This window comes from Alteromonas sp. 07-89-2, from assembly GCF_013113925.1.
GTDB lineage: Bacteria > Pseudomonadota > Gammaproteobacteria > Enterobacterales > Alteromonadaceae > Alteromonas > Alteromonas macleodii.
On record NZ_VTYM01000009.1, the window covers coordinates 1 to 13,352 of the forward strand.

Annotated in this window: 11 protein-coding genes and 1 pseudogene; 7 read left to right on the forward strand and 5 right to left on the reverse strand. The window is 42.1% G+C overall.

Translation table 11 applies throughout. The features are described 5' to 3' along the window. The first annotated feature begins 242 nt into the window (after positions 1-242). The 3 genes from F0261_RS07755 (at position 243) to F0261_RS19920 (ending at position 3,328) form a co-directional block, all read left to right on the forward strand. Positions 243-1,832, forward strand: coding sequence for an arylsulfatase (locus F0261_RS07755; protein ID WP_041702934.1), 1,590 nt, complete (start codon positions 243-245; stop codon positions 1,830-1,832). A gap of 158 nt (positions 1,833-1,990) precedes the next feature. Further along, complete coding sequence (locus tag F0261_RS07760; RefSeq protein WP_008305436.1) at positions 1,991-2,962, forward strand: MoxR family ATPase; 972 nt, start codon at positions 1,991-1,993, stop codon at positions 2,960-2,962. Positions 2,963-3,091: 129 nt separating this feature from the next. Then, on the forward strand, positions 3,092-3,328 hold the full coding sequence (locus tag F0261_RS19920) for a DUF58 domain-containing protein (RefSeq protein ID WP_253819311.1): 237 nt from the start codon (positions 3,092-3,094) through the stop codon (positions 3,326-3,328). Here the strand turns inward: F0261_RS19920 and F0261_RS07770 are convergent. After that, positions 3,262-4,412, reverse strand: a protein-coding gene (locus F0261_RS07770; RefSeq protein WP_085929704.1) for an IS3 family transposase whose coding sequence is annotated in 2 segments (ribosomal slippage) — positions 3,262-4,136 and positions 4,136-4,412 — 1,152 coding nt in all. Because the reading frame shifts where the segments join, the coding sequence is not laid out codon by codon here. The two genes, F0261_RS19920 and F0261_RS07770, sit on opposite strands and share 67 nt — an antisense overlap. 63 nt (positions 4,413-4,475) lie before the next feature. Continuing rightward, positions 4,476-4,736, reverse strand: a pseudogene (locus tag F0261_RS07775) (BON domain-containing protein); the annotation flags it as partial. Between the two features lie 396 nt (positions 4,737-5,132). On the opposite strand from F0261_RS07775, the gene F0261_RS07780 reads away from it, so the two are divergent. After that, positions 5,133-6,116 (forward strand): endonuclease/exonuclease/phosphatase family protein, encoded by a 984-nt coding sequence (locus F0261_RS07780; RefSeq protein WP_039216569.1) that lies wholly within the window; start codon positions 5,133-5,135, stop codon positions 6,114-6,116. Between the two features lie 17 nt (positions 6,117-6,133). Here the strand turns inward: F0261_RS07780 and F0261_RS07785 are convergent, their stop codons facing one another. Beyond that, the gene (locus F0261_RS07785; RefSeq protein WP_171337607.1) at positions 6,134-6,682 is read right to left on the reverse strand and encodes a hypothetical protein; all 549 of its coding nucleotides are present in this window, start codon (positions 6,680-6,682) and stop codon (positions 6,134-6,136) included. A 557-nt stretch (positions 6,683-7,239) separates the two neighbouring features. On the opposite strand from F0261_RS07785, the gene F0261_RS07790 reads away from it, so the two are divergent. The 3 genes from F0261_RS07790 to F0261_RS07800 are packed head-to-tail and all read left to right on the forward strand — an operon-like array spanning position 7,240 to position 9,532. Then, the gene (locus F0261_RS07790; RefSeq protein ID WP_171337608.1) at positions 7,240-8,223 is read left to right on the forward strand and encodes a glycosyltransferase family 2 protein; all 984 of its coding nucleotides are present in this window, start codon (positions 7,240-7,242) and stop codon (positions 8,221-8,223) included. 22 nt (positions 8,224-8,245) lie between these two features. Further along, complete coding sequence (gntA, locus tag F0261_RS07795; RefSeq protein ID WP_061095321.1) at positions 8,246-8,911, forward strand: guanitoxin biosynthesis heme-dependent pre-guanitoxin N-hydroxylase GntA; 666 nt, start codon at positions 8,246-8,248, stop codon at positions 8,909-8,911. 27 nt (positions 8,912-8,938) lie between these two features. After that, positions 8,939-9,532 carry a DUF1989 domain-containing protein gene (locus F0261_RS07800; RefSeq protein WP_014976827.1) on the forward strand — a complete coding sequence of 198 codons (594 nt, stop codon included), beginning with the start codon at positions 8,939-8,941 and terminating at the stop codon, positions 9,530-9,532. Between the two features lie 31 nt (positions 9,533-9,563). On the opposite strand, the gene F0261_RS07805 is transcribed toward F0261_RS07800, so the two are convergent. After that, positions 9,564-11,306, reverse strand: a complete 1,743-nt coding sequence (locus F0261_RS07805; protein ID WP_171337609.1) for a hypothetical protein — start codon at positions 11,304-11,306, stop codon at positions 9,564-9,566. A gap of 65 nt (positions 11,307-11,371) precedes the next feature. Beyond that, entirely contained in the window at positions 11,372-13,228 is a 1,857-nt protein-coding gene (locus tag F0261_RS07810) for an alkaline phosphatase PhoX (RefSeq protein ID WP_014949867.1), read from the reverse strand. Positions 13,229-13,352: the final 124 nt, after the last annotated feature.

Here is a 13,352-nt window from a genome sequence, read left to right on the forward strand (position 1 = left end):
AGATGTGTATAAGAGACAGATTTTATGTTTACTAGATATAGCCCGCACAGACCATTTTTTTGCTTGTTAAGACCAGCATGCCCTAATCAAAACATCTATAGCTAAAAACTAGGATAGTTTTAATCGGCTATTAATACGCTTTTTAGCTTGATAGAAATATTATAAATGTAGTTTAAATAAAATTCATAAAAACAAGCATATTCAAACTATTGAATAAACTTTTGCTCTATTAACGGACAATTATTTTGAAAATTATTACATCATTAAAAATACTTGCTAGCAGTGCTTTGTTACTCTGTTTAACGACTCCTGTACATGCAACAGAAGATCCTTCACGCCCTAATGTATTAGCGATATGGGGAGATGATATAGGCATGGATAACTTAAGCGCCTATACCATGGGACAAGCAGGTCACTGGACACCAAATATTGACCGTATTGCTAAAGAAGGCGCAATATTTACTGATTACTACGCAGAAAACTCTTGTACTGCTGGTCGCTCTGCATTTATTCATGGCCAACATCCAATGCGTACAGGCTTAACCAAAGTTGGCTTACCTGGTGCTAAAGAAGGCGCTCGTGAAGATGATGTTACATTAGCAGGTTTATTAAAGCCTCTAGGTTACATGACCGCCCAGTTTGGTAAAAATCATTTTGGCGATCAAGACAGTCATTTACCTACAAACCATGGTTTTGACGAATTTTATGGCAACCTGTATCACTTAAATGCCGAAGAAGAGCCTGAACATGAAGACTATAACCGATTCATGACTGCGGAAATGAAGAAGCGTTTTAGCCCTCGCGGCGTTATTCATTCATTTGCTGATGGACGTATTGAAGACTCAGGTCCATTAACCAAAAAGCGTATGGAAACAGCCGACGAAGAGTTTTTAGCAGCCACCATAAAGTTTATGGAAAAAGCGCACAAAGCTAAAAAGCCATTTTTTGCATGGTTTAATGCAACTCGAATGCATATTTGGACACATTTAAAAGATGATGTTAAAGGTATCTCTAAACGTGGCGGCCTATATGGCGACGGCTTGGTAGAGCATGATCGTCACGTAGGACAATTACTCGATAAGCTCGATGAGCTAGGCATCAGTGGCAATACAATCGTTATTTACACAACGGATAATGGCGCAGAAAAGTTTTCTTGGCCTGATGGGGGCACAGTGCGCTTCCGTGGCGAAAAAAATACCACTTGGGAAGGTGGCTTTAGAGCACCTGCCATGGTTCGTTGGCCAAATAAAATAAAATCAGGTCAGATAGTTAACGAACTAACCGCTCATAATGACTGGTTACCAACGGTTATGGCTGCGGTAGGTAATACAAATATTAAAGAACAGTTAAAGAAAGGGGCAATATTTAACGGTCGTCAATATAAAATTCATTTAGACGGTTACAACATATTGCCACAACTAATTGAAGGTAAAAATACTACTGCTGACGATAATACAAACTGGCCTCGTAAAAACTTTATTTATGCAACCGATGGCGGCAAAGTTGCTGCAATTAGAATGGGCGACTGGAAATTATTATTCTTAGAGCAAAAATGTAAGGGTTGGGAAGTATGGGCTTGTCCTTTAGTGGCACGCCGTCTACCTTTAATTTTAAATTTACGCCAAGATCCATATGAAGAAGCACCAATAAATGCGGGAGGCTATGATAGATGGTCGGTAGATCACTTATTTACTGTTGCTCCTGCGGCAACAGAAGTAATAAAATTCTTACAAACATTTAAAGAATTCCCGCCATCACAAGCACCAGCCGACTTTACCTTTTCAACGGTTGTTGAAAAAATGAAAATTTGGGAAAACGTGACATATAAATAAAAATCACAAAAAAAAAAGCAAGAGTTAATACAGCTCTTGCTTTTTCGTTCTACACTAAAATAAAAGCTTAGTTATGTAATTCATTAAAAACCATGTATTTATACACACTTTTGGCATTACAAATAAACTAATAACACCATTACCAATAAAGAATAAATATGGCCGAAAACATATTAGCTCAAATTAAAGCGCTTCAGTCAGAAGTAAACCAGTCAATTTTAGGGCAAGAAAAGCTCGTTAATGCCTTAATAATTGCATTGCTGACCAACGGCAACGTACTGCTTGAAGGATTACCTGGTACCGCTAAAACCCGCTCTATTCGCACCTTGGCTAAAGTGCTTGAAGCTAAGTTGGGGCGTATTCAATTTACGCCCGACTTGTTACCATCAGACGTTACAGGCACAGAAATGTTCCAAGATATCGATGGTAAAACTGATCTCTCCTTTAAAGAAGGGCCTATATTCAATCAATTAGTTCTAGCCGACGAAATCAATAGAGCTCCTGCAAAAGTACAAGCGGCATTGCTTGAAGCAATGGAAGAAAGACAAGTTACTGTGATGGGGAAAAGCTATCAATTACCTGATCTATTTATGGTATTGGCCACACAGAATCCAATAGAGCAAGAAGGTACCTACCCTCTTCCTGAAGCACAAATCGATCGTTTCGCGCTAAAAATTCAAATCGACTACCCTGATGATGAACAAGAATTATCAATAATTCGTTTAGTGCGCTCAGAAGAAGGTAACAAACAACAAGCGCCTATCAAAATACAACAAAGTGTTGTTTTTGATGCTCGTCAACAAGTATTAAACATACACATGAGTGAAGCGGTAGAAAAGTACATTGTCGCAATAGTGATGGCGACTCGTAAACCAGAACGCTACCCAAATAGCAATTTAAAAAACTGGATAGCAGTTGGCGCTAGTCCTCGCGCTAGTATCATTTTAGACAGGTGTTCACGAGCACAAGCATTCTTAAATGAAAAAGACTATGTAGATCCCGATGATGTTAGACAAGTAGTTTGTGACGTCCTCAGACATCGAATAAACCTAAGTTATGAAGCGCAAGCTGACGGAATAACTTCTGACGATGTTATTAACGAAATAATTAAGCAAGTCGCTGTCGTATAAACCAAGCCAATGAAAACAGTTAAAGCAATTGATGAACGCATACAAATAACGCTAAAACAACTTATGCGTTTAAAACACGACGCTCATGGCTTTAGCTTTTTATCTAATCAACCATTAAAAAGTAAATTAATGGGTCGTAAACGCTCTACCATTAGGGGAAGAGGTTTGGACTTCTCCGAGTTAAGAGATTATCGCCCAGGAGACGATATAAGAAATGTTGACTGGCGTGTCACTAATCGTATGGGCAAGCCCTATGTGCGCCTTTATTGTGAAGAAAAAGACTGTTCTGCGCAACTAAATCAGGACACTTTTCTTAAGGAACTTTGCTCATATTCTATTGGCGACAGATCACCATTAGCGGTATGAAGTCGCTCTAAGTTGTAATAGCGCATATACGCAGTTACATCATTTCTCATATGTTCACGAGTTGGTTGTGGTATTTTCAATAGCCAATCATGTTTTAAGCTGCCGAAGAACCTTTCAACTACCGCATTATCCCAACAAGCACCAACATCACCCATGCTCGCTCTTATACCGAAATTGGCTAGCAATTTACGATAATGCTTACTGGTGTATTGTGAGCCTCTATCCGAGTGAAACACTAAGCCTTTAGGCGGTTGGCGCAAGTTATAAGCCTTCATCATAGCTTTGCTTACTAAGTCAGTCGTCATTCGTTTGTCGATATGCCAACCAACGATGCGGCGTGAATATAAGTCCATAACAATGGCTAAGTACATCCAGCCTTCACCTGTTCTTAAGTAAGTCACATCACCAGCCCAGACCTGATTTGGTGCAACAGGGTTAAAGTTCTGGTTCAACAGGTTATCAGCAACAGCATCACTGTGTTTGCGTTTGGTTGTCACCTTGTATGCCACTCGTTGAGTCACAACTAAGCCAAGTGTTGCCATTAACTTCTGAACGCCATAATCACTGACGTTAAAGCCCTCTCTGCGTAACTTCTTTCTAAGCTCCCGATAACCTAAGCTATTTCTGCTTTTCTCGAAGAAGTGCTTTGCCATTCGATATAAGTTCAGTTGCTCTGCTGTGATGATTTTGACTGGCCGTTTGAGCCAAGCGTAATAAGCACTACGGCTTACTTTCATCACTTTACAGAGCTTAACTACGGGAAATGCCGAAGATAACTGCTTAATCGTTTTAAACGTTACTTGGTTTCCTTTAGCAGGAGGGCGCTGGCCTTTTTTAAAATCTCTTTTTCCATCCTTAGCTCTTTATTTTCCTTACGTAGTTTTAGCAGCTCTGCTCGTTCATCCGCATTTAAACTGGCTCCAGATTGCTCAGCCTCGAATTTAGCTTTCCAGTGATAAAGTAACTTATCTGTGATACCTAAAGACGCTGCTGCTTTTGGTACGCTGTAGCCTTGCTCGGTTACCAATTTGACAGCTTCTTGTTTAAATTCAGCCGTGTAACTTCTGTTTGTTCGTTTTGTCATTTAACACCTCAATAATTGGATTATATTCCATTATTAAAGTGTCCTGTTTGATTAAAGCAGATCAAGCTCTTCCGCTAGCTTTTTATCAACAGAGTTCTCAACCTTACCAGTAAGAACGACATTACCGTTTTTAACGTCAGTATTAATGTCGAATGAATCAAGGTTACCATTGAACAACAGCGTTGCTTCTGCTTTGCCATCAATCCATGCGTCTTTGGCACCTTTCTCCCATTTATTACTTGTGCTGTCTGTGTCCATGTCACCTGCATATGCAGCTGTAGTCAAAGTTGTAGCAACAATCATAGAAATAAGTGAACGTTTCATAACATTTCTCCTTTGTCGAAACTCGTAGATAGTCATGCCAATTCCTTGCCAACAAAATAAGATATTGTTTTATATGATAAATATTCAGTTCCAGGGCTAGTTAAGTATTTTTTGTTTTGCAAACTTTGCCTTTGTTTGAGAACTTTTTACTTAACTCTGTTAATGCCCAAAACTCGTCAACGTCACTTAAGAAAGCACCTCTTAATTGTACTAGGAAATAACTCTTCGCCGTTGCCCGCCACCTTGTTGCAGTGATACCTAGGTTAAACTTATTTCACAAAGCAGCCGTAGTTATAACGATTCGTATCGCTTCACTAGCTGCCATTAATTTAATCTTGCAGACAGAAGCAACAGGTGGAGTGTTTTTCGTTAATTTAACTCAAGGACCAACTAGACATGGATACTGCACTTACTGCTGTTTCAGTCTTATTTATAGCCGTAAGCTGGGCCCCTTTGCTTCCTTCTTCTCATTGGTTAGTAAGAGTGTGGGAATTTCCGCGACTACAAATAGCAGCTATCATTTCTTTGCTAATTGCTGGGCATATTTTTGAATCAACCTATTACGCACAGATAGATAGCCTAGCAGTAATTATTGTCGCTGGATTAACAGTTAGCCTTATTTATCAGGTTATCTGGATCATTCCTTATACCCCTCTGTATAAAAGAGAAGTTAGGCACGTCGAGGTTGAGAGTGCGAGCCAAAAGCTAAGTGTTTTATCAAGCAATGTGTATATGCCTAATGACGATTTTCGCAAGCTCATTGAACATGTACGTAATAAGCAACCTGATTTTCTCGTAACGTTGGAATCTAATGAGAAGTGGCAGAAAGGCATCAGTGAAATTGAATCTGAATACCCGTATCGTAAATTTTGCCCACTCGAAAACCTCTACGGTATGCATCTTTATAGTAAGCTTCCCTTTGAAGAGGTCTCATTGCGATTTCTAATAGAAGAAGATGTGCCGTCTATGAAAGTTAAAATCAATCACCACGGACAAGATGTCACGCTATATTTTCTTCATCCAAAACCACCAAGCCCAACAGAAAACACGTATGCAAAGCCCAGAGACGTAGAACTTAATGTTGTGGGGGAAGAAATAGCTGAAACAGAGGGCCCTATTGTCGTCGCTGGCGATCTTAACGATGTAGCTTGGTCACCTACTACCAGAAAGTTCAAGAAAATAAGCGGACTTTTAGACCCACGAGAGGGGCGCGGTTTTTTCAATACATTTCACGCGAAATATCCTTTAGTGAAATGGCCGTTAGACCACGTATTTCACTCGGAACACTTTGCATTGGTCAATATAGAGAAGCTTGAAAGCATAGGCTCAGACCACTACCCGCTTTATACTGAACTAGCGCTAATCACGGACAAAGATTAATATTCAAGACTTTAACTTTAATGAAAGCTACGGTGTTTGACACACCACATGAGGCTATCACACGCCTCCTCACGCTTTTTAAAGTGGGCCAGCCCTATTAGCTTGTTATCCCGAGGCCAAACCGCTTGGTTAAGCACCTCATGATCTTCTGCCGATAGTTGTTCGCTATCTAACACAATCTCAACCGCTTTTTTATTGGGTTTTATTAATGTGGGGTTAGCTTCTTTGACCAGAGCAGAGTTCACACAAATATACTCTCTCTTAACAGGATCTCTCACCACGCCGATGTAGTTGTTGTCACAAATTATAGCTGGCCAGCCTTCCGTTATTCTGCTCTGTCCAAACATTACGAGTGTAAAAGCAACAAGAACGAAAAGCGTTAAACCGATAAATTGAGCGCTCAAATCTGGTGCTACACTTACAATAACGCCGACAACAGCAGCGAAAAATATCCAGCCGCCAAATACTCTGCGCATAGCATTTGGTGAGATACCAGATATAACATCAACCACCTTTAATGATTGTTTGTCATAGTGTCGAATGAATACAAACGATTGTGATTCCACAGCCTTTGTCCACCAGAAAAAATACGAAATACAGAAATTAATACGTTACAAGTAAGGCTGAAGATTTACCTACTCTCTGAGTGAGTAAAAACCAATAATATGAGATTAGTTCTACTCGAAAGAAAACGTGTTAAGCAATATTTGTAGGAATATTTAAACTATTGAATTGTAATGTTTAACCTACTAACCAAGCATATCAAAATATGTGGGAACGGCAAAGCAATTACGCGCTAGATGCACAGTAAAAACAAGACTTATGAAAAGAAGCGTCATGTTAAACTGCAAATAAGAACAAACCACCAAAAATTAATATAAAAAACTGCTATTAGCCTCGATACATTCGTTTGTAAATTTTTCTCTCCCTTTGCACCTCTTGCTTGTTTTGGCGCTCAACCATTGCTAAAAATTTTCAAAAACATAACTTGATAACAATTCTTTTATCTAACAATCAATAATTTACAAAAAAAGGAACACTCTTTGCTTGTACGAAAGTATAACGTTCAACATTTCATGTCGTCGTTATTACAGGTTCAACAAATTAGAAAGGGAGGAAGAGTATGCGTTCACCGATAAGTGCAGTAACTATTGTTAAGAGCAGAACTGAGAAGCTGACCAATTTGATAACTCAGTTAGAGCAATGCTCTCCAACGCCAGATGAGCTAGTCATTGTTTGGATGGCACCTCCTTCTGATTTGTCACTCGTACGCAGTGACAAATTCGACATTGTTCACAAGTTTGTGACTCAAGATGCGCTTCCGATAGCGAAAGCGCGCAACAAGGGTATGTCAGCGGCCAAGCACGCGAATTTAGTTTACCTAAACGTAGACGCAGTTATTGCCCCATCGCTTTTTAGAGATGGCTTGCTTGCGCTTCGTGACAACACCGTAGTGATCACATCAGTGGTGTTTTTACCCAATGAGCACTGTTGCAAGCCCTACCGACAAATTTCAAAAGATGAAAAAGAAATCGGTTATTTAGCAAGTAATGACGACACGTTAACCGAAGACGACAATAACGAAATACCTTCAAGAGATCAGGAAATTAATCATGGAAAGTTTAATGACGATAGTATTTGTTCTACAGTGTTTTTTATTCGTAAGGCAGACTTTCATAAAACCGGCGGCTTCGATGAAGGCTACGCGGGTTTCGGACTAAACGACGAAGATTTTTTCACTAACTGTAGAGCATTAGGGTTTTCGTTAGAGCAATTGCCCACGCGCACATTTGCACCACACCGCCCTAATTATCAATGCCCGATAAATCACCTTTTAGACTTTGTTCATAATGCACAGCGTTTTCACTCGAAATGGGGATTTTACCCATGTGTCAATGTATTGAACGCGTATGCAGACCAAGGTTTTATTAATGCTGACTTCAAGCAAAACGGCATTAAGATCAAGCACCTCCCCCAGCAGGTAGAGGAAGACAAGGCGGACGCGCCGGTTGAGCAATTAACGGTAACCAACGCCCAAAACAATGTTGAATTTACGTCTTTTCATTCGCCGGAGAAAGGCTCTGACCTTTTAAGCACGACCGCATAAAACGCTTTCAGGGAGATATGGAATGTCTTTAATGAAACCGAATCTAACCGAGCGCTTTTTGTCGTTTGTAGGGGAAGCCGATTTCCCCTGCGTCGGAGCCAAAACAGCCCTCAATAAAAGCCAAATTCATGTAAATCAATACGACGATATTCGCTGTCCTCTCAATGAGACAGATATGTTGGCGTCAATTCACCAATTTGTAGAGTCGTTTGATCTTGAACGGGACATGTACTCCTCTTTGGTCGCAACTTTTGAGCTTCCAGATACGATAAGCGAAACTGAATTTGATCGGGTTTTATGGGAAAAATTGCAGCGTTTACACGAGATTGACGCCTGTTTAAAACCTTGGGATAGTAAAGTATCAAGTGACCCTCATAACGCTCAGTTTAGCTTGAGTTTAGGCGGAAAGGGTTTCTTTGTAGTTGGACTGCATCCGAATGCATCAAGAAAAAGCCGTCGATTTCCCTACCCTGCCATCGTGTTTAATTTACACGAGCAATTTGACATGTTGAGAAAGCAGAAGCGTTTTGAAGCATTCAAAGACCACATTCGTAAACGAGATACCGCGTACTGCGGAAGTAAAAATGAGCTACTCGCAAACCATGGTGATAGCTCAGAGGTATATCAATATAGTGGTGTAAAACATTCCGAAAACTGGGAATGCCCGTTCAAGCGGATTAAGCACTAAACCTAAATAAAAGGGACAAGTCACATAATGTTACAAACTATACAGCCAAGAAGCGGCACTGCATTTACTATGAAAAAAGGGGAAAGACTTAAAGTTATTGATCCAGAAGGTGAACAAGTGGCCGACCTCTATGCGTTCAATGAACACGATAAAAATGAGTTTATCTCTTCAGGACGAAGTTTAGATTACAATGAAAGCATCCAATTCAAAAAAGGCAGCTTGCTATACTCTAATCAAAGTAACGTGATGTTCGAAATTATTGAAGACACTGTAGAAGACCATGACTTTCTTTTGACTCCTTGCAGTGTTGACACGTTTAAGCATTTTTATCCCAATGAAGAGCCAGTACCTGGGTGCCACGGCAATTTAGTCGCGGCTTTTTCAGAGTTTGACATCCCAGAGCATCACGTTTGTACCACATTCAATACCTTTATGAATGTGGAGGTAGACGCCAAGGGTAAAATATCTGTTCTTCCTCCTAAGTCTAATGCCGGTGATTACACAATATTTGAAGCAAAGATGGATCTAATCGTAGGGTTAACCGCGTGTTCAGCGGGCGAGTCAAATAACTTCCGTTACAAACCGATTCAGTTTGAAATTTTACCCGCGGCTAACATCTAGCCGCGAGCGTTATCTTCTAAATAAACAAGCGCTACCGAGCTTCTGCAATGGCGCTTGGCTTTTCTTGTTGCCAGTTAAGTCGCATATCCCACTTGAAACGATGTTCAGGCTTAAGCGGTGGCTGTTCGGCATCAATAGTGCTTAACACGTTAGTCGCCTTAGTCAGCGTTGCGTCGCGACCGAACAAATAGCTTTGCTCTTTCACTATGGTCAAATACGCTTTGTTTAACGCATACGCGCGCTCTGGTGAAGAAGTAATGATGTCGTACACTGACTTGGCACGTTGCACTGCTTCCACCTTGACCATGCCTTTTTCATCAAACCATTTGGCCAGCATTTCTCCGTTCTGACGGAACTCATCGCCACCGCCCACGCGCTCCATATAAGTAAGGAACTCGCCTTTTTCCTCGTTAATATTTGGCACATCTTCAATTTCACGCAGGTCTATATAGCCCCACCCTGCTTGTCCGGGAACTTTCCGTGCAAATGAAAATGTTTGGTCGAAGGTTGACCCTACTGTTTTGTGACAGCCGTTACAAAACGCAAGCTCTTGATCGTGCTGTGCACGAAGTTCGCCCTGCTCATTTTCAATGAAGCCATTAATTGTCCAGCCAAAGCCGTTGTCTATCCCTTTTTCACCTAGGTAGCGGGTTTGGGGCAGCTTTTCAAAATGCTTATCTTTTGCTTCCGCATAATAGGCAGATGCTAAGCTTTCTCTGCTTCTGAACATATGCTTTTTCATGTAGCGCACTTCCTTCATACGCGGCGCGTTATAAATATTCCCGTTTTCATCCACGCCAATGTAGCGCACGGTATGTAAGAATTCTGTACCTTCGGGGTAAAGCATGTGCGCTAGCGGAACATCGCTTGCGTCGCCAACGTAATGCGACGAACGAGCAACTTCAGTTACGGATTCTGACAGCTTGCCGTCTTGATTAATGTCAATATTCAGTTCCACCTCATTAACCGGCGCTACAGTTAATGTGTCTAGCTCTTTAAGTGCCATTTCAACTAGGCTTAGGTTCAATGTGTAAATAGCTTTGTTGTAGTCGCCACTTAGCGTTTGAAAGTTTTCCGGAAGTCGGATCATGGCATCGCCCGTCGACCCGTTGGTCGGCCAGAAAGTGCTCGGGAAAGGTTTGTAGTTGTATGATACCCACCCGCTGCCATCTTTAGCAAAACCGTCGCTATCAAAGGCTTTATCAGCGGCGCTCAAATTTTCAATACGCATGTAGTCTGGCATGGCGTCATTGTTAAGCGAAGCGGTATAGTTGTCTTGCGCTATATATTTTTTAATCGTGGCATCATCAATGCCCGCAATTAGTGATGTACGGTCAATAAACAGGTTTTTCCAGCTGTTTGTTAACCCTACGTCAGAAAATTCGTAGTTGCCCTGTAACGTACCATCGCCCATTTGATTAGGACGCTTTTCCATTGAATCGTAACTTTGGTGGCATGCATAACATGGGTTGTTAACACCTTCTGTTTTGGTGTAACACTGGGGAGGAATAACCGATTCAGGGTTATACACTTCATCGTGTTCAATATATGCCAGAGCGGGAATAGCATCGCCTTCTTGATAAGGATAAGCGTGGGTGCTGTCGGTCTTTTCGTGAGTAGAAGTAGGCAGTTGTGTGTCAACTGTAAAGCTTGTTGAGTTTTGCTCATAGTTTGACTGATTGTTCACGTCAGTACCCGTGTTATCAGTGCATCCTACACTGATAAGTAGTGAAAGCAGAATGCTTACACCTGAAGTTATTTTTAACATTTTCATAATCGTCACAACGGAAAAATCCGGGCACATAAGTGCCCGGAGTATTTTTAAATTAAAAAGAAAACTTACTTATCTGCTGGCTCATACATCCACAGCGTATTGTTTTCTTGGAAACCGTCTTCACCGATAAGAATACGGCCGTCGTTCATCACCACTACGTTATCTGGTTGAGAAAGCTGTTCAACGTCACAACGCTCGGCGCCAGTTAGGCTTGAACGGTACGTACCGCCCATCACTACAGGTTCAATACGAGAGATGTTATAGCCTTCTTCAAGCTTGGCACGATAAACGCCACCACAGTCTTTAACGCGGGCAGAAAGCTGCATATCGCCTTCACCGTCAATCATTGTGTTGTCGATATCAGCGATGCCGATGTAAAGGTATGCATTCTGTACCACTTCACCTTCGATAGTATCTACACCTTCAACCGCTTCTTTTGCGCGTTTCTGGTTGATTGAGATACCTTCCAGTTTTCTCCACTCTGCGGTAGCCCCTTTAAGACGGGCCGCTGCACGACTCTCTAAGAACGCTACGCGGTTATCCATTGGCTGTCCTGCTGTTACGCTAGAGCCACCTTCCTCTACCGTTGGATAGGTCGCATCGCCATCAGCCCATGCTTGAACGTCGGCCATAGTAATGTAAGAGCTTTGTCCATCCACGTAATCGTCGGTACCAATACCATTGTATTCATCAATCCACGCGCGAATAGTCAGGTTATCACCGCTAGCTAATTCCACCCATTCAACCGCAAAACCAGTTGTCGCAGGATCATTCTGACCTGCATCCTGAGTGAGCTTAGCGCCGTAAAGTGTACCTGCCGATAAGTCTTCAGCTGTGTCTGCGACAAACTTAAACAGTACGCCACCCGTATCATCTTGAGAAAGGTAAACCGTTTTACCGTCAGGCATGACCGTTGAGTTCTCATGCTCGTACCGGCCCATGGCAAAATGCTTAACAATAACCGGCTCATCAGCCAACGGCTCTGTTACTTCCGCAATGTAGCCATAGTTGTAAGGGTTTGGCGCATCTGGCGCCGTCATTTGCCACATACGACCTAAGCGCGCATCTGTAGAAACGGCCTCTGGGTTATTCCAGCTTGGTGATGTTGTCGTATCCACCGCCGAATCAACCACCCACTCTTCTGAAGTAAGCGGTGTACCCCAAGGTGACATTGAACCAAAGCAGTTTGCCGCCGTTCCCCACACTGGCGAGAAATCCAGCATCATGGCTTCAGTTACTTCCCACATACCAAACTCGTCTTTTTCAACTTTCATGCGGCTCATACCGCCAGGAAGCTCTTCCCAGTTCGAGAAAAGGTAACCTTCGCCTTCGGCGGTTGATATGAAGCCGTTAAAATCAGGCATGTCATTTTCAAGAACCAACTCTTCGCCATCCAACGTGTAGATGTGACCTAAGCCTTCTGGTAGGTCAGTACCGAAAGTGTCGCCCGTTTGTCCGAGTACTTGATATTGACCAATGGCAGAAACCACCAGCTCTTTTTCTTCATCTGAGCTTGGTACAGGTGAATTTGGTAATGTTACTGGCAGATTGTTGAAGTTAGCACCTGCAAGCACGCCCACTGTACCGGTGTTGATAGGCATTGCATTTACACTGGTTGTCGCCGCATTAGTGCCAGACGGGTGCTGAACGTTAAAAAATAAATCGCCTTCGTCTGTTAAGAATATACCGGTCACTTCTGCACCAAGTGGAACCGTAGCGATACGTGTTAGCGTACCTGCACTATCACCTTGAGGACCTTGATCGCCCACCGGGCCTTGATCTCCTACTGGGCCTTGCTCACCTACAGGGCCTTGTACACCGTCTTCGCCATCGTCACCTTCCAGTGAACAGGCAGTCATCCCTAGTGTTACAGCCAGTGCTATCGCTGAATACTTAATTCCACGAAGAGTTTCGCTTTTCATTATAGTTCCTTGCTTATACTTGTTTTCGATGTTGAGTGGAGGTAAGCAGAAGACTCACCTCAGTAAACGGTCTTAGCGGGCGAAAGTCTGGAGGACATTTGTGACATTCCGGTGACAGTGAATT

Bases quoted from the DNA above. Each gene is read 5' to 3' on its own strand.
- F0261_RS07760 (WP_008305436.1), top strand. From the start codon at position 1,991: ATGGCCGAAAACATATTAGCTCAAATTAAAGCGCTTCAGTCAGAAGTA.
- F0261_RS19920 (WP_253819311.1), top strand. From the start codon at position 3,092: ATGGGTCGTAAACGCTCTACCATTAGGGGAAGAGGTTTGGACTTCTCC.
- F0261_RS07780 (WP_039216569.1), top strand. From the start codon at position 5,133: ATGGATACTGCACTTACTGCTGTTTCAGTCTTATTTATAGCCGTAAGC.
- F0261_RS07790 (WP_171337608.1), top strand. From the start codon at position 7,240: ATGCGTTCACCGATAAGTGCAGTAACTATTGTTAAGAGCAGAACTGAG.
- gntA (WP_061095321.1), top strand. From the start codon at position 8,246: ATGTCTTTAATGAAACCGAATCTAACCGAGCGCTTTTTGTCGTTTGTA.
- F0261_RS07800 (WP_014976827.1), top strand. From the start codon at position 8,939: ATGTTACAAACTATACAGCCAAGAAGCGGCACTGCATTTACTATGAAA.
- F0261_RS07805 (WP_171337609.1), bottom strand. From the start codon at position 11,306: ATGAAAATGTTAAAAATAACTTCAGGTGTAAGCATTCTGCTTTCACTA.
- F0261_RS07810 (WP_014949867.1), bottom strand. From the start codon at position 13,228: ATGAAAAGCGAAACTCTTCGTGGAATTAAGTATTCAGCGATAGCACTG.